This window comes from Streptomyces sp. NPDC002276 (assembly GCF_053891435.1).
The window spans coordinates 1-18966 of record NZ_JBSFCQ010000043.1; the positions used below are offsets into that span (position 1 = coordinate 1).

15 protein-coding genes, 1 tRNA gene and 1 pseudogene are annotated in these 18966 nt (G+C 70.9%); 11 read left to right on the forward strand and 6 right to left on the reverse strand.

The features are described from left to right. Window positions 1-103 precede the first annotated feature (103 nt). Window positions 104-643, forward strand: a complete 540-nt coding sequence (locus tag ACWIHT_RS46610; RefSeq protein WP_456174733.1) for a hypothetical protein — start codon at window positions 104-106, stop codon at window positions 641-643. A 97-nt stretch (window positions 644-740) separates the two neighbouring features. Here ACWIHT_RS46610 and ACWIHT_RS46615 read toward each other — a convergent pair. The 4 genes and pseudogenes from ACWIHT_RS46615 to ACWIHT_RS46630 all read right to left on the reverse strand — a co-directional run. Beyond that, window positions 741-986, reverse strand: a pseudogene (locus tag ACWIHT_RS46615) (Cmx/CmrA family chloramphenicol efflux MFS transporter); the annotation flags it as partial. A 77-nt stretch (window positions 987-1063) separates the two neighbouring features. Further along, the gene (locus ACWIHT_RS46620) at window positions 1064-1951 is read right to left on the reverse strand and encodes a cellulose-binding protein (RefSeq protein WP_456174734.1); all 888 of its coding nucleotides are present in this window, start codon (window positions 1949-1951) and stop codon (window positions 1064-1066) included. A 189-nt stretch (window positions 1952-2140) separates the two neighbouring features. Further along, window positions 2141-5104 (reverse strand): SUKH-4 family immunity protein, encoded by a 2964-nt coding sequence (locus tag ACWIHT_RS46625; RefSeq protein WP_456174735.1) that lies wholly within the window; start codon window positions 5102-5104, stop codon window positions 2141-2143. 8 nt (window positions 5105-5112) lie between these two features. Next, complete coding sequence (locus tag ACWIHT_RS46630; protein ID WP_456174736.1) at window positions 5113-6111, reverse strand: SMI1/KNR4 family protein; 999 nt, start codon at window positions 6109-6111, stop codon at window positions 5113-5115. 338 nt (window positions 6112-6449) lie between these two features. Between ACWIHT_RS46630 and ACWIHT_RS46635 the strand changes: the two genes are divergently transcribed. Both ACWIHT_RS46635 and ACWIHT_RS46640 read left to right on the forward strand, forming a co-directional pair. After that, window positions 6450-6989: a YwqJ-related putative deaminase gene (locus ACWIHT_RS46635; protein ID WP_456174737.1), complete on the forward strand. Its 540-nt coding sequence runs from the start codon at window positions 6450-6452 to the stop codon at window positions 6987-6989. 70 nt (window positions 6990-7059) lie between these two features. Continuing rightward, complete coding sequence (locus ACWIHT_RS46640; protein WP_456174738.1) at window positions 7060-7560, forward strand: SUKH-3 domain-containing protein; 501 nt, start codon at window positions 7060-7062, stop codon at window positions 7558-7560. 210 nt (window positions 7561-7770) lie between these two features. Here ACWIHT_RS46640 and ACWIHT_RS46645 read toward each other — a convergent pair whose 3' ends face one another. Continuing rightward, the gene (locus ACWIHT_RS46645; RefSeq protein WP_456174739.1) at window positions 7771-9099 is read right to left on the reverse strand and encodes a sensor histidine kinase; all 1329 of its coding nucleotides are present in this window, start codon (window positions 9097-9099) and stop codon (window positions 7771-7773) included. A 194-nt stretch (window positions 9100-9293) separates the two neighbouring features. Here ACWIHT_RS46645 and ACWIHT_RS46650 point away from each other — a divergent pair. The 6 genes from ACWIHT_RS46650 (at window position 9294) to ACWIHT_RS46675 (ending at window position 14060) form a co-directional block, all read left to right on the forward strand. Beyond that, window positions 9294-9365 (forward strand) — tRNA-Gln (locus tag ACWIHT_RS46650). Window positions 9366-9541: 176 nt separating this feature from the next. After that, window positions 9542-10987 carry a bifunctional UDP-N-acetylglucosamine diphosphorylase/glucosamine-1-phosphate N-acetyltransferase GlmU gene (gene glmU / locus ACWIHT_RS46655; protein WP_456174740.1) on the forward strand — a complete coding sequence of 482 codons (1446 nt, stop codon included), beginning with the start codon at window positions 9542-9544 and terminating at the stop codon, window positions 10985-10987. Window positions 10988-11064: 77 nt separating this feature from the next. Further along, on the forward strand, window positions 11065-12045 hold the full coding sequence (locus tag ACWIHT_RS46660) for a ribose-phosphate diphosphokinase (RefSeq protein WP_262064065.1): 981 nt from the start codon (window positions 11065-11067) through the stop codon (window positions 12043-12045). Between the two features lie 233 nt (window positions 12046-12278). Further along, on the forward strand, window positions 12279-12863 hold the full coding sequence (locus ACWIHT_RS46665) for a 50S ribosomal protein L25/general stress protein Ctc (protein WP_456174741.1): 585 nt from the start codon (window positions 12279-12281) through the stop codon (window positions 12861-12863). A gap of 84 nt (window positions 12864-12947) precedes the next feature. After that, a complete protein-coding gene (pth, locus tag ACWIHT_RS46670) occupies window positions 12948-13550 on the forward strand; it encodes an aminoacyl-tRNA hydrolase (RefSeq protein ID WP_200714917.1) in 603 nt (200 codons plus the stop codon). Window positions 13551-13613: 63 nt separating this feature from the next. Then, a complete protein-coding gene (locus tag ACWIHT_RS46675) occupies window positions 13614-14060 on the forward strand; it encodes a hypothetical protein (protein WP_456174742.1) in 447 nt (148 codons plus the stop codon). Between the two features lie 65 nt (window positions 14061-14125). Here ACWIHT_RS46675 and ppc read toward each other — a convergent pair whose 3' ends face one another. Next, the gene (gene ppc, locus ACWIHT_RS46680; protein WP_456174743.1) at window positions 14126-16858 is read right to left on the reverse strand and encodes a phosphoenolpyruvate carboxylase; all 2733 of its coding nucleotides are present in this window, start codon (window positions 16856-16858) and stop codon (window positions 14126-14128) included. A 307-nt stretch (window positions 16859-17165) separates the two neighbouring features. On the opposite strand from ppc, the gene ACWIHT_RS46685 reads away from it, so the two are divergent. Both ACWIHT_RS46685 and ACWIHT_RS46690 read left to right on the forward strand, forming a co-directional pair. Then, complete coding sequence (locus ACWIHT_RS46685; RefSeq protein ID WP_456174744.1) at window positions 17166-18182, forward strand: acyl-CoA desaturase; 1017 nt, start codon at window positions 17166-17168, stop codon at window positions 18180-18182. Beyond that, complete coding sequence (locus ACWIHT_RS46690; protein ID WP_456174745.1) at window positions 18179-18856, forward strand: TetR family transcriptional regulator; 678 nt, start codon at window positions 18179-18181, stop codon at window positions 18854-18856. The genes ACWIHT_RS46685 and ACWIHT_RS46690 overlap by 4 nt, the downstream gene beginning before the upstream one ends. The last annotated feature ends 110 nt before the right edge of the window (window positions 18857-18966 follow it).

Sequence of the window (18966 nt, forward strand, 5' to 3'; positions counted from 1 at the left end):
GGATCGCCGGCCGCACCCTGCGGACCGTCCGTGAGATGGTCGGCGACCACGTCCGGCACAACGTCTACTTCATCGATTTCCCGGCCGGCACCCCGTCCTCGGGGTGGACGCCGGCACGACGACCCTCCGCGAGGCCGACCACCTCGTCCGCGACCTCGTCACCACCCTCGCGCTCCCCCCGGGGACGGTCGTCGCCTGCACCCACCTGATCCGCACGGACACGCGCCGCGGGACGGCCGTATCCCTGGAGTTCCCGGACCGCGAATCGGCCGCGGCAGCCTGGCGGCAGCTCACGGAGTCCGAGCCGCTCCAGGGCGACCGGGAAGCCGCCGCCCAGGCGGCCGCCGACCACACGGCCCGCCGCTCGGGCCGGGCGGTCCTGTTCCCCGGCGCGGAACACCTCACCGGGACAATCCCCCTGTCCGACCTGCTGGCACTGACCGCGATCGACCGGGTGACCGTCGTAGGAGCCACCTCGGGCGAACTCCCGGCCCCCACAACACCCGTACACACCCAGGACCACGTACGACCCGAGTGGCGCGAGGGCGAGCTGGTCCTGGCCCTGGTCCCGGCGGTGGGCAACACCCTGGCCCCGTTCGAGGTGCCCAACCCGACGCCTTGCTGCGCCGATCACCCAAGCTGAGCACCGCGGCGAGACCACGTCACCGGCGCGCCTCGCCACCCGGAACCGGGGTGACCGGGATGACCGGAATGACCGGGGTGAGGACATCGCGCCGGTGCAGCGCGACGAGGAGTCCGCTGGACCAGAGCGGGCCGAGGTCGCCGGCCCCGGTCCCGAGGGTGGTCCCAGCGGCGAGTGGTCCGACGGTGGCGGCGTTGAGTGCCGCCGTCGCGTAGGAGCCGGCCATCGTGGGGGCGCCCGCCACCTCGTAGAGGACCCAGGTGATCAGCGTGCCGCCCAGCGCGAACGACAGCGCGCCCTGCACGAGGCCGAGGACGAGCAGGGCACCCGGCGGCCGGTCAGCCCGAGGTACCCCGGTTTCACGGCACCGAAAACGGCCCACGCTCTCCACCTCCCCCCCTACTCAGGTATTACGCCCCGTCACTCAGCCGGCGCCCGCCCGGTCAGCGCGGTCAAACTGCTCCGCACATGATCCATGTGCGCCTGAACGTCATCCCACGTCTCCCCGTGCTCACGCAGCACCCGCTCGGTCTCCCGAGCGATCCGCTCCGCCCGGACCCGTGCCTCCGCGACCACCTCGGCCGCCCGCTCCGCGGCTTCCTCCTGGCGGCGCCGGTCCGACAACTCGGCCTCGGCGTAAGCCTGTTCCGCCTCCGCCAGCGCCGCCTCCGCGCGGGCCACCCGCTCCGCGCACCGCGCGTCCACCGCGGTCGCCCGCTCCTCCGCGGAACGCTCCGCCTCGGCCCACCGCTCGGCGTGCTCCTTGGCCTGCTCGCCCAGCATCGCGGCGGTGCGCTGCCGTACCTCGCGCAACGCGGCGAGCGCCTCCGTGCGCCCCTCCTTCACCTCGCGCCGGGCGCCGATCCGGATGTCGTCGGCCTCGGCGCGGGCGACGAGGAGCCGCTGCCGGGCGCGTTCCTCCACCTCCGCGCGGAGCGCGTCCGCGTGTTCCCGGGCTTCTTGAAGCACATCGGCGGCGCGTGCCTCGGCCCGCGCGACCTCTTCGCGCGCCGAACTCCGCGCGAACTCCCGTACGGCGGCGGCCTCTTCCTCCCCCAGCCGGAACAGTCGCTGCGCCCGCTCGCCGAGCGTCTCGTACGTCTGCGGGGCGAGCCGCGCCACCGTCTCGCGCAGCCGCTCGGCCTCCGCCTCCATGTCCCTGGCCAGTACGGTCAGCCGCGCGGCCCGCTCCCACGCGGCGTCCCGGTGCCGCGAGAGCCCCGCCGCGTACGCGTCCACCTGGGCGGGGCGGTAGCCGCGCCCCCGTACTGCCACGAAGCCACGTGGCGACACCGATGCGCTGCTCATCCTGGAACCCCTCTCCACCCGACGGACACGAAATGATGATTTCGCGCATATCTTGATGTATCGGGCATAAGGGTTCATAACGCGACACTCCGCAGCCAGGTCACGGGCGTCTTCCACGCAAAAAGGGCCGGACCCGGTCGGGCGACCGGGTCCGGCCCTTTTCCGTACGGCCTGTTCAGCGGGCCGACGTCACAACAACCCGTCCCACATCTGCTCCAGCAGCACCGACCACCAGCTTTCCGGCGAACCGAGCGCCGCCGGGTCCAGCGAGGCCAGCTGCGCCTGGAAGTCGACGGTCCAGCGGCCCGCCTGCTCCTGGTTGAGCCCGTACCGCAGTCGCCACATCCGGCCCAGCAGCGCCAGACAGCGCGCGAACTCGGGCAGCCCCGTGTTCACGAACTGCGGCGGTACGGAAGCACCGCCCGGCCCCGCCTCCACGGGCACCGCGACGATGTTCGCCGTGCCGTACTGGACGCAGATCGCCTTGCCGAAGTCGCTGCCCATGACGAGATAGGAGCCCGCGTCGGCGGACGGCCGCACCCCGCGCTCCTGCGCGAGTTCGGCCAACGTCGGTACCGGGCGGCCCGGTTGGGCCTGCGCCCAGAAGAACGGGCCCATGTCCATCGGCAGCCCCGCCGCGACCAGCGTGTGCGCCACGACCGGCGGCACGCCCTGCCGCGACACCGCCGCCTGCTCGAACCGGAACACCCCCGGCCCGAACGCGCCCGCCAGTTCCTGCGCGATCGCCTCCGGCGGGACCGGCGGCGTCGGCTGCACCGGCGGCAACGGCGCCCGCACCGGGGCGAGTCGGGCCGGTCCGTCCGCCACCTGGTGCAACTCGCCCTGGTGCGCGATGAGTTCACGCATCCCCTGCTGCCGGCTCGCGTGATCCGTGCCGTACGGCGCGATGCTGGCGATGCGGGCCTGCGGCCACTGTTCGCGGATCATCCGCGCGCAGTAAGCGCCCGGCAGTTCGCAGGACTCCAACTCCGTGTGCAGTTCCAGGACTTGGTCCGGCGGGATGTTCAGGCCGCGCAGTTCGTGGAAGATCTGCCACTCCGGGTGCGGCGTCCCCGGCGCGGACCGCCGGATCAGCTGCTGCTCGGACCCGTCCGGCGCGCGGTACCGCAACACGGCCTGATAGCCCGGTCCTACGGTCGGCTGCCCCTGCTGCGGATAACCGTAGGCGGGCTGCTGCTGACCAGGGAACGGCTGACCGGGCCCGGGAGGCGCGGGGTGACCGTGACCGGGCACCTGCTGCCCCGGGGGCGGCATCGCACCCGGCGGCATCGACTGCGGCGGAGCCCCCGGAGGCATCCCCGGGGCACCCAACGCACCGGGCGCGCCCGGGAATTGCGGCGCCGGAGGAGCACCGGGTCCACCCGCCGGAGGCCCGGCGAACATGGTCTCCGCCCGATGCACGGCACCGGGAGCACCGCCCTGCGGGGCGGAAGCGCCGGGGACACCAGGCGTACCCGGGGTACCGGGGTTGTACGGCGGCGGAGGCGTGCCAGGGGCACCGGAGGCGCCGGGCATGCCGGGGGCGTACGGCTGCTGTGCGGCGCCGGGCACACCAGGAGCGCCGGGCGCACCGGGCGGCCTGGGCGCACCGGGGACACCCGGCGGCGGCTGACCAACCGACCCCGCGAGCCCACCCGGCCCGGGGTCGGCGAACACCGTCGCGGCATGGTGAACCCCACCCGGAGGCGGCCCCCCGGGACTGTCCGACCCACCGGGCCCACCCGGAGCACCCGGAGCACCCGGACCGGCAAGCCCCTCCGGACCGAGCCCCGAAACCATCTGCGTCGCCACATACCCGCCCACCGGCGGCGGAGGAGGAGGCGGCGGAGGCCCAGCAGGCGTGCCGCCCGGCCGCGCGCCCGGCGTCCCCGGGGCACCCGGCGGAGGCGGCGGGTTCGACCCACCGCTCCGCGCCCGCCGCGGCGGAGGCGCGGCCTTGCTGGTGGCCGCGTCGGCGATGTCCCCCGCGTTGGGCGCGAGCGCCCGTCCCGGCGCACCGGGACTCCCAGGAGCGTGCGGCACGCCGTCGGCACCGTCAGGCCCCTGGGGATACCCGTACGCCGACGGCCCCGCCCCAGGTCCACCCTGCGGACCACCGGAGGGCGACGCACCAGGACCACCAGGACCACCCGGAGCACCGGGACCACCGGCCCCCTGCGGATACCCGTACGACGACGCGGCGGGCGCCCCCTGCGGACCGGGCCCACCCGGCCCCTGAACTGCTCCGCCCCCCAGGGGATACCCGTACGACGACGGAGGCGGCGTACCACCAGCGCCACCGGGTCCACCACCCTGCCCCTGCCCCTGCCCTTGCCGCGAACTCATCGCTCCCCCACGGGGGTTGGCGTCATCCAGCGCCCGGGCGACTGCCGTGGGCGGGAGTTGGCTGCCGCCGGAGATCAACGCGGTTTCGGCGTCGGCCGGGGTCTCGTCCTCGCGCTGTTCGCTCAGCGGCGGTGCGAACACGGTCGCGGGCAGCGGTACCGAACGGTCCTCGCCCGGATCCGCGTTGGTGTCGGTCCCCGCCCACGGCGTGGCCCCGGCCGGCACACCATGCGCACCCGGCGCCTCGGCGCCCCCACCGGCATCCGGCCATGCCGAAGCGGCAGGCACCCCAGCCTGAGTCTCCGGCAGCGAACCAGACGGCGAGGGCGAGGGCGAAGCCGAGCCCGAACCCCCAACACCCGCCCCCGCACCGGAACTTGCCCCTGCCCCTGCTCCTGCCCCTACCCCTGTGCCTGCCCCCCGACGATCCTGAATCCCGATCTTGTCGGCCGCCTCCTGCAACCACTCCGGCGGACTCAGCAGGAAGGACGTCTGGTTGAGGTCCACGCGCGCGGGAGCGGCGGGCACCGCGTCGGCGACCTCGTCCGGGCGGCCGTACTCCTCCTCGTAGCGGCGGATGACCTCGCCCACCGGCAGGGCGGGCCACAGCGTGGCCTCTCCACTGTCACGGGCGAGGACGAGCCGCTGCCCGCCACCGTCCAAGCGCGGACCGTCGGCGCGGTCCTCGGCCCAGGCCACGAAGCCGAGTTCGAACTCGCGCACCCGCACCTCGCGGTGCTGGTACGAGGGCACGTCCCCGTTGATCCATTCCTCGGCGCGCTCCTGCGCCTGTGCGAAAGTCACCATCGCGTCGCTCACTCCCCCACTGCGGCGGCCGAAGGCACCGGTACAGATCGTGCGAACCCGCCGTCCACCATCAGGTTCGCCACCGTCTCCAACTCCGGTGGATTTCCCGCGAGTCGGCCCAGGAACTGGTCGAAGTCGCCCCCGGCGGGCAGCAGTAGCCGCTCCACCCGGTCGGCCGGTGCCCAGGACGGATCGACGTCGCGGGCGTCGTCGTAGGCGCAGAACCACACCGAACCGATCGCCGCACCCTTCACCTTCACCGCGAGCAGGCCGCCCTGGACGAAGCCGACGGCGAGGTAGTCCTTGGTGAGGTGGTCGCGGAGGCATTTGTTGACGTAGACGAGGTCGTTGACGGCCGCCTCGTCGCGGACCGTGAAAAACGGCTGGTCGATCAGGAGGCCCAACTCGGCGTCCAGCGCGGTGCCGATGGGCGCGCTCCCGCCGGCCGCCTTGAGGAACGACCGGTAGGCGCCCGGGAGTCGGTAACCGAGGTCCTCCTCGACGCCCTGCACCTGCGCCTCGGTCACCGCGAGCGAGGACTTCGGCAGGCCGAAGTGCGCGGGGCGGGTCTCCTGGAGCGGGCGGGTGCCGCGCTTGTTGTGGTCGACGCCCGCCGTGGCGATCCCGCCGTGGTGCCGGAGCAGCGCCTTGACCTCGACGGGGACGAGTTCGAGGCGCCGGGTGCCGACCACGTGGTGCCAGGTCCAGCCGTGCGGGGTGGCCACCGCGGGCACGGTGTCCCACAGTTGGTGCCCGGCAGCCGCGAGTGCCGCGTTCGCCGACACATAGTCGGTCAGCCGCAGTTCATCGACGCCGAAACCCTCCGGGGGCTCGGCGATCTCGGCCGCGGCGCGCGCGTACGGCGAGAAGTCGGGGTAGCCGCGCTCGTCCATCCGTACCCCTCTGGGGTGACGGGCCGCCCGGACCGGATCCGGGAAGTGCACGACCTGCCCGGCGTAGGCCGCGTTCGGTGGCGCGGCTTGTTGCCCGAGCCGACCTGTCGTCATGGCGGTTGCCCCCTGCGGCATTCAGTACGATTCACAGCAGGCGCATGTCCAACTCGCCCCACTGTGCCCCGTATCGACTGTCTCGTCTTCTTGACGTTTTTGTTCGACTGTCTCCACGCGTCGACCGCGTGGATCGCGGTGCGGACAGCCTATGCGGTACGGCGGCACCGGTCACCGGCAGCGGTCGCCGCCGCCCCTCACCGGACCTTCACTTCCGTGACCTGCCGTCACCCCGCCGTGACAGCCCGCCGAAGCCCTGGCGTGTCGCACCGCCCCAGCTACCGCACCCGCCACGGCATTTGGCACTCTGAGACCCGCCGGGGGATGCTCGGGAGGGGATGACGATCATGAACGCGACGCAGACGGGACCGCACACCGGGGCGCACACCGGACCGTCCGGCGACCCCAGGGTCGGCTGGAGCGCCACCGAGGGACGACACACGCCGACCCTCAGCCACCGCCGCGACGGCATACTTCCGACCGTCGCAGCCGCCCTCTCCGTGCGCGGCGCGACCACCCTCACCGGCACCGCCGCCCGCGGCGACCAGCCCCCCACCCTGCACCCGCTCGTACAGGACTTCCTCGACACGCTCACCAGCGCCCAGCGCGACCGTTTCACCGGCCGCTGCGCCGAGGCGATCCTGATCTCCCGCCACATCGCCGCCGCCGACGCCGAGCGCAGCAAGCGCGCCGCGCGCAAGCCGATGACCAACGGCGAGGCCCGCAAGACCCTCAAGCAGGCCAAGCTCACCGCCCGCCGCATCCGCGAGGACGGCGACCCCCTGCACGGCAGCTTCGCGGCACCGTGCCGAGCCTGCGCGGCCCTCAGCGCCCACTTCGGCGTCCGAGTCGTGGACCCCACGACGGAGAACGCCTGACACCCACCCCCGCCCAGCACCACTCAACACAACCGCACCACCTCCCCCGCCGCCGACGATCGAAGGGCAGATGCACCCCGACCGCCACTCCCACTCCTCCACGCGCTTCTCCGTACCCGTCGACGCCGCCCTGCGCGCCGCGGGCTGGCAGCCCGGCCGCTGGGACATAAAGCAGGCCGAGATCTGGGCGGACACCCTGCGCGACCACACCTCGCCCGCAGGCCACCAGCACGCCGTGTTCCCGGCAGCGGTGGAGGCGTGGGCCGAGTTCGGCGGCCTGCGCATCGCACCCACCGGCCCCGGCCGCCAGATCGCCCCCACCGCCCTCCACCTGGACCCGCTGCACGGCCTGCACATGGCCCGCACCCTCGGCGACCTGGGCCGAGCCCTCGACACCGACGTAAGCCCCCTCGGCGAGGAACCCGACACCCAGTCCCTCCTGGCCATCGACGCCGAGGGCCGCGTCTACGCCCTGGACCACACCGGCGACTGGTACCTGGGCCAAGACATCGACCAGGCCCTGACCGCCCTCGTCTCAGGCATGGAGCCGGTACGGCTCACGGCGGGCTGACCGACGTAGAACGCTCGTCGGCTACGTCGCCGGAATGACGGCCGACAGCCGCGTACGGCGCGAAGGTGACGCGTCGGGGGGTGTCCGCCCGCAGCGGTTGGCGCGTCAACGCGCTGACACTCTTGAAAGACCGATTCCGCGCCGTTCCGAGGACGGACACCCCCCGACGCGGCACCGACCCACACCAAACGGCAGGGCGAAAGCCCACCCTCAGACAGCCGGAATAACCGCCGAAACCCGAAACCCACCGGCATCCGTGGGCCCAGAAACAAACACCCCGCCCAACGCCAGAACCCGCTCCCGCATCCCGACCAGACCGTTCCCCCCAGACGGCAGCCGAGCCGCCGAGGCGGACGCGGGCTCCGGCGGCGGTTCGTTCTCGACCTGCATCGCGATCTCCGACACCCGGTGCGCGAGCCGTACATGCGTCTTCGCACCCGCCGCATGCTTATGGACGTTCGTCAACGCCTCCTGCACCACCCGGTACGCGGTCTGCTCGATCTCAGCCGCGTACGACCGGGTCACCCCCTCCACCGACAGATCGACGGCCATCCCGGCCGCCGCGGACTGCCCGAGCAACTCGTCCACGTCCGACAGACACGGCCCCTCAGCCCCGCCTTCGCCCCCACCCTCGTCGTCCACGGCCCGCGAGGCAGCCGCAGCGGCAGCCACCCCCACCGCGACCAGCGGCACAGCAGCCCGCTCCCGACTGCCCACCCCGTCCCCACTCCGCAGCACACCCAGCATCTCCCGCAGCTCGGTGAGCGCCTGCCGCCCCATGTCCCCCACGAGCGCCGCGTTCTTGACGGCCTTCTCCGGATCCTTCCGCGCAACGGCCTGCAAGGCAGCCGCATGCACAACCATCAGACTCACCCGATGCGCCACGACGTCGTGCATCTCCCGCGCGATCCGGGTCCGCTCCTCACCCCGCGCCCACTCGGCCCGCTCCTCGGCCCGCTCCGCGAGAAGCTGCAACTCCCGCTCCAGGCTGTCCGCGCGCTCCCGGAGGCTCTCCATCAACCGCCGCCGGGCGCCCACATACATCCCGAGCAGCACAGGCGGCGCGGTCATCCCGACCGCGGTCGTGATGGAGGCGAACGGCACGAACCAGTCGCCGAGTTCCCAGGTCCCGCGCTGGGTGTCCTGCTTCACCCGCACGAACATGACGATCAGCATGCCGAGGAAGGACATCCCGGCCAGCGACCCGATGATCCGGCGAGGCAGCTCGGACGCGGCAAGCGTGTAGAGCCCGACGATGCCCATCAGATAGCCCATCTGGGCCGGAGTAATAGCAATGGACACGAGAACAACAGCGATCGGCCACTTCCGCCTCACGACCAACGTAGATCCGGCCAGCACACCGAAGACGACGCCCACAGCCGCCGGAACCCCCGCGTCGTGCGCGAACCGGACCCCCTCCGCCCCGCACTCCGCCGCGGAGCCGGCCGCGAGCCCCACGTCGAGCACCGCACTACGCCACCTGGTCCACCACCACGGCCCTCCCCGGCCCGTGGCGTGCTCTTCCCCCGTCGTGGTCATGCCTCCAGCCTACGGGCGCAGGGCCCCGGTTTTCCGTCGAGTTTCGACGAGTTGCCTATACCACTGCGCGTAATCGAACAATGACGAAACCGATCACCACCGATAAGTACCGTCGCACGGAGGCCATCGCGTACGGCATAGTGTTTGTTGCCCACTCGGCGACCAGACCAAATGTCCGGCTCGATCGAGTTTGATCCCCCGTGGTGTAATTGGCAGCACCGTGGCTTTTGGTGCCATTTGTCCGGGTTCGAGTCCTGGCGGGGGAGCACAAACTGAACAACAACCGATCAACTCCCGAGCAATCCCCGGGCAACTCCCTCCCCCCATACCCCACTTCGGGCCCTGACAGCACTGTCAGGGCCCACTCTCATGTCCCCCATGAAACGCCCCGGTATCCTGCGAATGTCCACCCCCCAGCATTCCGAAGCCGAAGGGCATACCCGTGAGCGCCATTCGCCCGGCAGCCGTCGTCGTACTCGCAGCGGGTGAGGGCACCCGTATGAAGTCGGCCACACCGAAGGTCCTGCACGAGATCTGTGGCCGCACCCTCGTCGGTCATGTGCTGGCCGCCGCACGCGAGTTGGAGCCGGAGAACCTGGTCGTCGTCGTGGGCCACGCCCGCGAGAAGGTGACCGCCCACCTCGGCGAAACGGACCCCGGAGTACGGACCGCGGTCCAGGCCGAGCAGAACGGCACGGGTCACGCCGTACGAATGGCGCTGGAAGAACTCGGAACCATCGACGGAACCATCGTCGTGGTCTGCGGCGACACCCCCTTGCTCCGCGGCGCGACCCTGCGCGACCTCACGACGAACCACACCACCGACGGCAACGCGGTGACCGTCCTCACCGCCGAGGTACCGGACGCCACCGGCTACGGCCGGATCGTGCGCGACGGCGCCTCAGGTGCCGTCACCGCGATCGTCGAGCACAAGGACGCCTCCGACTCGCAGCGGGCGATCCGGGAGATCAACTCCGGGGTCTTCGCGTTCGACGGGCAGTTGCTCGCCGACGCCCTCGGCAAGGTCCGCACGGACAACAGCCAGGGCGAGGAGTACCTCACGGACGTGCTCGGCATCCTGCGCGAGGCCGGACACCGCGTCGGCGCCTCCGTCGCGGGCGACCACCGCGAGATCGCCGGCATCAACAACCGCGTGCAGCTCTCCGAGGCCCGCCGCATCCTGAACGACCGGCTGCTGACCGAGGCGATGCTCGGCGGAGTCACCGTGATCGACCCGGCGACGACCTGGATCGACGTCACCGTCACCTTCGACCAGGACGCGATCGTCCACCCCGGCACCCAGCTCCACGGCACCACGCACCTCGGCGAGGGCGCCGAGGTGGGCCCCAACACCCGCCTCACGGACACCGTCGTCGACGCCGGCGCCCGCGTCGACAACACCGTCGCCGTCAGCTCGCACATCGGCCCGCAGGCCTCCGTCGGGCCGTACGCCTACCTCCGTCCCGGCACCCGCCTGGGCACGAAGGGCAAGATCGGGACATACGTCGAGACGAAGAACGCGACGATCGGGGAGGGGACGAAGATCCCGCACCTCTCCTATGTAGGGGACGCGACGATCGGCGAGTACAGCAACATCGGCGCCGCCAGCGTCTTCGTCAACTACGACGGGCAGGCCAAACATCACACCACCGTCGGGTCGCACTGCCGTACCGGGTCGGACAATATGTTTGTGGCACCTGTCACGGTCGGGGACGGCGCGTACACCGCCGCCGGCTCCGTGATCACCAAGGACGTACCGCCCGGTTCGCTGGCCGTGGCCCGTGGCCAGCAGCGGAATATCGAGGGTTGGGTGGCCCGCAAGCGCCCGGGAAGCGCGGCGGCGAAGGCCGCGGAAACCGCTTCCCGCCAGGACGAGAACGAAGACTGACCGGAAACGGGTGCGTCGAACACGGCGTACCGTGATAAACGCACACCCAGTTGAATGACCTCTGAGGAGACAGTGCTGTGACCGGGATCAAGACGACCGGCGAGAAGAAGATGATGTTCTTCTCCGGCCGCGCCCACCCCGAGCTTGCCAAGGAGGTCGCCCAGCAGCTGGGTGTCGGGGTCGTCCCGACCAAGGCCTTCGACTTCGCGAACGGCGAGATCTACGTCCGCTTCGAGGAATCGGTGCGCGGCGCGGACTGTTTCGTGATCCAGAGCCACACGGCCCCGATCAACCAGTGGGTCATGGAGCAGCTGATCATGATCGACGCGTTGAAGCGCGCGTCGGCCCGCTCCATCACGGTGATCGTGCCGTTCTACGGCTACGCCCGGCAGGACAAGAAGCACCGCGGCCGCGAGCCGATCTCGGCCCGCCTGATCGCGGACCTGATGAAGACGGCGGGCGCGCACCGCATCCTCACCGTCGACCTGCACACCGACCAGATCCAGGGCTTCTTCGACGGCCCGGTGGACCACCTCTTCGCGCTCCCGCTGCTCGCGGACTACGTGGGCGGCAAGGTCGACCGCAGCAAGCTGACCGTCGTCTCCCCGGACGCCGGCCGCGTGCGCGTCGCCGACCGCTGGTGCGACCGCCTCGGCGCGCCCCTGGCGATCGTGCACAAGCGGCGCGACAAGGACGTGGCGAACCAGGTGACCGTCCACGAGGTGGTCGGCGAGGTCAAGGGCCGCGTCTGCGTCCTGGTCGACGACATGATCGACACCGGCGGCACGATCTGCGCCGCGGCGGACGCGCTGTTCGCGCACGGCGCGGAGGACGTCATCGTGACGGCCACGCACGGCGTGCTCTCCGGCCCCGCGGCCGACCGCCTGAAGAACTCCCGGGTCAGCGAGTTCGTCCTCACCGACACCCTCCCCACCCCGGGCGAGGTGGGCGCCGACCTCGACAAGATCACGGTCCTGTCGATCGCCCCGACGATCGCCAGCGCGGTCCGCGAGGTCTTCGAGGACGGCTCGGTCACCAGCCTCTTCGACGAACACTGACCCCCGCCGTCGTAAACCAGTCGTAGATCGATTTCTGATACGGCCTCCCCGCCGAGTAAGCTGCCCAAGTTGCTCGGCGAGGGAGGCCGTACCGCTTCGCAAGAAGTTCGTACGGCGGTCCGTTATCGACGCGCTCTTCGTAGCAGGCCGATGTTCGGCCGGGTGACCGCCCCCACTCTCGACTTCGCTCGAGCGGGGGGACCCCCACCCCAACTGTTCTACGAGGAGTGACCATGGCCGACGTCAAGCTCACCGCCGAGACCCGCACCGAGTTCGGCAAGGGTGCCGCCCGCCGTATCCGCCGCGAGAAGAAGGTTCCCGCCGTGGTCTACGGCCACGGTGTGGACCCGCTGCACGTCACGCTGCCGGGCCACGAGCTTCAGCTCGCCCTGCGTACCCCGAACGTCCTGCTGACCCTGGACATCGAGGGCAAGACCCAGCTCGCCATCCCGAAGGCCGTCCAGCGCGACGCCATCAAGGGCTTCCTTGAGCACGTCGACCTGCTCACCGTGAAGAGCGGCGAGAAGGTCACCGTCGAGGTCTACGTCCACACCGAGGGCGAGCTGGCCCCGGGCTCCTTCCTGCTGGAGCACGTGCTCAGCACGATCACCGTCGAGGCCGAGGCCACGCACATCCCCGAGTCGGTCACCGTGTCCATCGCGGGCCTGGAGGCCGGTGCCTCCATCGCCGCCAAGGACATCCCGCTGCCCAAGGGCACCACGCTGGCCATCGACGAGGACGCGGTCGTCCTCCAGGTGCTGGCCGCCCAGGCGGAAGAGGCGCCCGCCGACGGCGAGGCCGCGGCCACCGAGGCCTGATCCTCACCTTCATCACCGCTGTCAGCCGCTGTTCCCACCGGGAACGGCGGCTGGCGCGTGTCAAGGAGAGAAGGAGAAGGAGACATGGACGTGACGACCGACGCGAACGCCCCCTGGCTGATCGTGGGACTCGGCAATCCGGGCCCCGAGTACGCCAACAACCGGCACAACGTGGGCTTCATGGTGGCCGACCTGCTCGCGGAGCGGATCGGCGGGAAGTTCAAGCGGGCCGGAAAGGCGCAGGCCCAGGTCCTGGAGGGCCGGCTCGGCGCACCGGGTCCGGCCAGCCGCCGGGTCGTGCTGGTGAAGCCGACCTCGTACATGAACCTGTCGGGCGGCCCGGTCAACGCGCTGCGCGACTTCTACAAGGTGCCGCTCGCGAACATCGTCGCGGTCCACGACGAGCTGGACATCGACTACGGCACCCTCCGCCTGAAGCTCGGCGGCGGCGACAACGGCCACAACGGGCTGAAGTCGATGACGAAGGCGATGGGCCCGGACTACCACCGGGTGCGGTTCGGGATCGGGCGCCCGCCGGGCCGTATGCAGGTGGCGGACTTCGTGCTGAAGGACTTCTCGTCGACGGAGCGCAAGGAACTGGACTTCCTCGTGGACCGCGCCACCGACTCGGTGGAGTGTCTGGTGAGCGAGGGCCTGGAACGGGCGCAGAGCGCGTACAACTCCTGACTTGACCGACTTGTCGGTGACCGAAGTTGACCGCGTGTACGGGTATGGCCAATGATCCCCGCCATGAACTTCGGACGGCTCGCGGCGATGGGCACGGTCGCCCTGCTGATCTTGATCGCCGGGGTCTGGGGCTCCTGGCCCACCGCGTACAACGTGATGCTGACCAAGGGCCGCGAGAGCGGCACGATCCAGGTCACCGCGTGCGGCGACGACACCTGCACCGGGCCGTACACACCGGTGTCGACCGGATCGAAAGCCCGTGCCACCGTCGTCATCGACCACACGGTCGCGGTGAAGAAGGGCAAGACGTACGCGGTGGTCGTGAAGCCGGGCACCGACGAGGTCATGCGCTCCGGCCCCGCCGGAATCCTCTACGCCTGGGTCCCCCTCGGCGGCGCCCTCCTGCTGGCCTCGGTGGTGGTCGCCGGCGGCCTGCACCTGACCCGCGCCGCCTGGGTACTGGCCTGGTCGGGGATCGCGTTGCTGACGGCAGCGTTCGTAGCCCTCTGATCGCTTGAAAAGACGAGTGCCCCCGAGCTTCTACGACAGCTCGGGGGCACCCTTCGTTTCTCTGCTCAGCCGGTGTTGCGCAGGCCCGCCGCCACACCGTTGACGGTGAGGAGGAGGGCGCGGCTCAGCAGCGGGTCGGGTTCCGCACCGGCCGCCGCCTCGTCGCGCTGGCGCTTGAGGAGGGTGACCTGGAGGTAGGAGATCGGGTCGAGGTAGGCGTCGCGGATGGTGAACGTCTGCTTCAACACCGGGGTGGCGTCGAGGAGTTCGGCCTCACCGGTGACGCGGAGCACCTCGGCGACGGTCAGGTCGTGCTCGGCCCGGATGGTGTCGAAGACGTGCTTCAACTCGTCCGGGACGAGGGTGTCCACGTAGTGCTGGGCGATCCGCAGGTCCGTCTTCGCCAGCGTCATCTCCACGTTGGAGATGAAGTTGCGGAAGAAGTGCCACTGTTCGTGCATCTCGTCGAGCACGGTGTCCAGGCCCGCCTCGCGCAGTGCCTTCAGCCCCGAGCCCACGCCGTACCAGCCGGGCACGATCTGCCGGGACTGGGTCCAGCCGAACACCCACGGGATCGCGCGCAGTCCGTCGAGCGAGACGCCCGAGCCGGGGCGGCGGGAGGGCCGTGAGCCCAGGTGCAGGTCGGCGAGCTGGTCGACCGGCGTGGAGGCGAGGAAGTACGTCGGCAGGTCCGGGTCCTCGACCAGCCCGCGGTAGGCGGCGTGGGCCGCGTCGCTGACCACGTCCATGGCCGCGTCCCAGCGGGCGAGCGCCTCGTCGGACTGCCGGGGTGAGGTGTGCAGGGCGGAGGCCTGGAGGGTGGCGGCGACCGTCAGCTCCAGGTTCTCCCTCGCGAGCGACGGCACGAGGTACTTGTCGGAGATGACCTCGCCCTGCTCGGTCACCTTGATCTCGCCCTCAAGGGTGCCCCAGGGCTGGGCGAGGATCGCGTCGTGCGAGGGACCGCCACCGCGGCCGACGGTCCCGCCACGGCCGTGGAACAACCGCAGCCGCACACCGTACCGATGGGCCACGTCACGCAGCCGCCGCTGCGCCCGGTGGATCTCCCACTGAGACGTCGTAATACCACCGAACTTCGACGAGTCCGAGTACCCGAGCATGACCTCCTGGACATCCCCGCGCAGCGCGACCAGCCGCCGATACGACGGGTCGGAGAGCATGTCCTCCAGGATCGTGTCGGCGGCCTTCAGCTCGTCCGTGGTCTCCAGGAGCGGCACGATGCCGACCTTGGCCCACCCGGCGTGCAGATCGATCAGCCCGGCCTCGCGGGCGAGGACGGCGGCGGCGAACACGTCGTCGGCGCCCTGGCACATCGAGATGATGTACGACTCGATGACCTCGGGCCCGAAGACCGCGAGGGCCTTCTTGACGGTCTCGAAGACGCCGAGGGTCTTCTCACCGGCCGCGTCGACGGGCGCGGGCGTCGGAGCCAGCGGCCTGCGGGACCGCAGTTCCTTCGCGAGCAGCTTGGCGCGGTACTCGCGGGGCATGTCCGAGTACCGCCAGGACTCCTCACCGAGCCGGTCGAAGAGCTGGCCGAGCGCGTGGTGGTGGGCGTCCGCGTGCTCCCGTACGTCCATGGTCGCGAGCTGGAGGCCGAACGCGCCGAGCGTGCGGATCGTACGGTCCATGCGGCCGTCGGCGAAGAGGCCGCCGCGGTGGGCGCGCAGGGAGGTCTGGATCAGGGTGAGGTCGGCCAGCAGCTCGGCGGTGCCGAGGTAGTCGCGGCCGGGCTGGTGCGGGGTGTCCTTGGCCAGGCGGCTCTTGGTGTTCTCCAGCTTCTGCCGGATGCAGGTGGCCTTGAGCCGGTAGGGCTCCTCGGCGTTGAGCCGCTTGTAGCGGGGGCTGATCTCGGGCAGCAGCTCCAGGTCGGCCCGGAGGGACTCCAGCAGTTCGTCCGTCGCGCCGGTGTAGCGGATGGAGTTGGAGAGGAAGCCGCGCAGCTCGTCGATCGTCTCCAGCGCGTCGTTGATGCCGTGCTCGTGCTGGAGGATCAGGACGTCCCAGGTGACCTGGGGGGTGACGTTCGGGTTGCCGTCGCGGTCGCCGCCGATCCAGGTGCCGAAGGTGAGCGGGCGGGTGTCGTCGGGCAGCTTGACGCCGACGCGCTCCAGCTCGGCGGTGAGGTCTTCGAGGACGTCTCCGACGGCGCCCGCGTGCAGCTCGTCCAGGTAGTAGATGGCGTTACGCGCTTCGTCGGCGGGCTCCGGACGCACGACGCGCAGCTCGTCCGTCTGCCACACCAGGTCGATGTTCTCGGCCAGCCGGGTGTCGTAGCGGCGGCGGTCGGACTCGATGACCGGGGTCTCCAGGAGCGTGGCGATGCGCCGCAGCTTGTTGAGGACCGACCGGCGCGCGGCCTCGGTGGGGTGCGCGGTGAAGACCGGGCGGACGTTGAGGTTCTTGACCGTCTCGCGCAGGTGGTCGGGGTCGGCGTCCTTGAGGCGGTCGGCCGTACGGGCGAGGAGACCGCCCTCGGCGGCCCGGCGGGCGCGCAGCTCGCGGCCGCGGTGCACCTGCTCGGTGACGTTGGCCAGGTGGAAGTAGGTGGAGAAGGCGCGGACCAGCTTGGCGGCGGTCTCCAGCTCGGTGCCGCGCAGCAGCTCGGCGGCGGCCTCGCCGTCCTCCCGGGTGAGGCGGCGGACCTTCTCGACCAGTTCGAGCAGTTCGGGGCCCTCCTGGCGGACGAGGGTCTCGCCCAGCAGGTCGCCGAGGCGCCGTATGTCGGCGCGCAGCTCGTTGTTGGTCGTGGTGGCCTGGTCGTCGGCACTGCTCACAGGTGCGGCTCCTTGCAGTGTTTGAAGCTCGTCTGGAGGGAACCCGGACGGCGGTCCCGCGGCGGCTGCCGCATACGGGACGGACATCCGGGAAGAAAACAGAGCGGACCGCGCTGTCCGACCGACACCAAGGATAGGTGTCCACTCTGACGCGCGGTCTCACGGGCTTCGTCCACCGGTCGACGCGCTGCCATACTTACGTCGCCGTAGGTTACGGAACCGTAGGGAAGTCCATGCTGAACTGTTGCTGCCCGGCTCCCGCCGTCCGACGCTCCGCCTCCACCTCCGAACCCCACAGGGGACGCCCATGACCACGAGCTCCGATGTGATCGACGACGCCCCGCGGGCGAACGACGACGGCACTCCGCTGCCCGCCGCCACCCTGGGCGGCGAGAAAAAGGGGACGCTGGAACAGCTGACGCTCCTCCTCTTCATCACCGTCCCCTTCCTGGCGCTGCTCGCGGCGGTGCCGCTGGCGTGGAGCTGGGGCGGGGTGAGCTGGCTGGACCTCGGCCTGCTGGTGTTCTTCTACTACCTGGGCTGCCACGGCGTGACGATCGGCTACCACCGGTACTTCACGCACGGCTCCTTCAAGGCGAAGCGCCCGCTGCGCATCGCCATCGCCATCGCCGGGTCGATGGCCGTCGAGGGGCCGCTGGTGCGCTGGGTGGCCGACCACCGCAAGCACCACAAGTTCTCCGACGCGGAGGGCGACCCGCATTCGCCGTGGCGCTACGGCGAGACCGTGCCCGCGCTGATCAGGGGCCTGTGGTGGGCGCACATCGGGTGGATGTTCGACGAGGAGCGCACCCCGCAGGACAAGTACGCGCCGGACCTGATCAAGGACCGCACGATCCGCGCGATCTCCCGCCAGTTCATCTTCTGGACGATGCTGTCCCTCGCGCTCCCGCCACTGATCGGCGGCCTGGCCACGATGTCCTGGTGGGGCGCGTTCACCGGCTTCTTCTGGGGCTCGCTGGTGCGGGTCGCGCTGCTGCACCACGTCACCTGGTCGATCAACTCGATCTGCCACGCCGTCGGCAAGCGCCCCTTCAAGTCGCGTGACCGCTCGGGCAACGTGTGGTGGCTGGCGATCCTGTCCTGCGGCGAGTCCTGGCACAACCTGCACCACGCCGACCCGACCTCCGCGCGGCACGGTGTGATGCGCGGCCAGATCGACTCCTCGGCGCGGATCATCCGCTGGTGCGAGCAGCTCGGCTGGGCCTATGACGTGCGCTGGCCGTCACGCTCGCGTATCGATTCGCGCCGTATCTCCGGTCCGGACAGCTCTCGGCCCCGGAAGGAGTCGGCGGAGGCGGCATGATTGACGCCGTGGCGACCGATCCCAGCAGCACCCCGAGCAACGAGAAGCCCCGACGCGCGCGCCGCACCCGGATGACGGGAGCCGAACGCCGGGCCCAGCTGCTGGAAGTCGGTCGCACGCTCTTCGCGGCGAAGGGTTTCGAGGCCACGTCGGTGGAGGAGATCGCGGCGAAGGCCGGGGTCTCCAAGCCGGTGGTCTACGAGCACTTCGGCGGCAAGGAGGGCCTGTACGCGGTGGTCGTGGACCGCGAGATGCGTCGCCTGCTGGACATGGTGACCAGCTCCCTGACGGCCGGCCACCCCCGCGAACTCTGCGAGCAGGCGGCCTTCGCCCTCCTCGACTACATCGAGGAGTACACGGACGGCTTCCGCATCCTGGTCCGCGACTCCCCCATCCCCCAGTCGACGGGCTCCTTCGCGTCCCTGATCTCGGACATCGCGACGCAGGTCGAGGACATCCTGGGCCGAGAGTTCAAGAGCCGAGGCTTCGACGCGAAGCTCGCCCCGCTCTACGCCCAGGCCCTGGTCGGCATGGTCGCCCTGACCGGCCAGTGGTGGCTGGACGTCCGCCGCCCGAAGAAGGCGGAGGTGGCGGCACATCTGGTGAACCTGGCGTGGCACGGGTTGGACGGGTTGGAGTCGAAGCCGCACCTGATAGGGCGCCGAAAGAGCTGAACCCGTAAGCCCGTAAGGGCTTGCAGATCATTAACGCGTCGTCTTGATCTTGTTTTGGGGCTCGCCAGTTTGAGCGAGGACCCGAGCGTGGAGGGCCGCAAGGACGACGG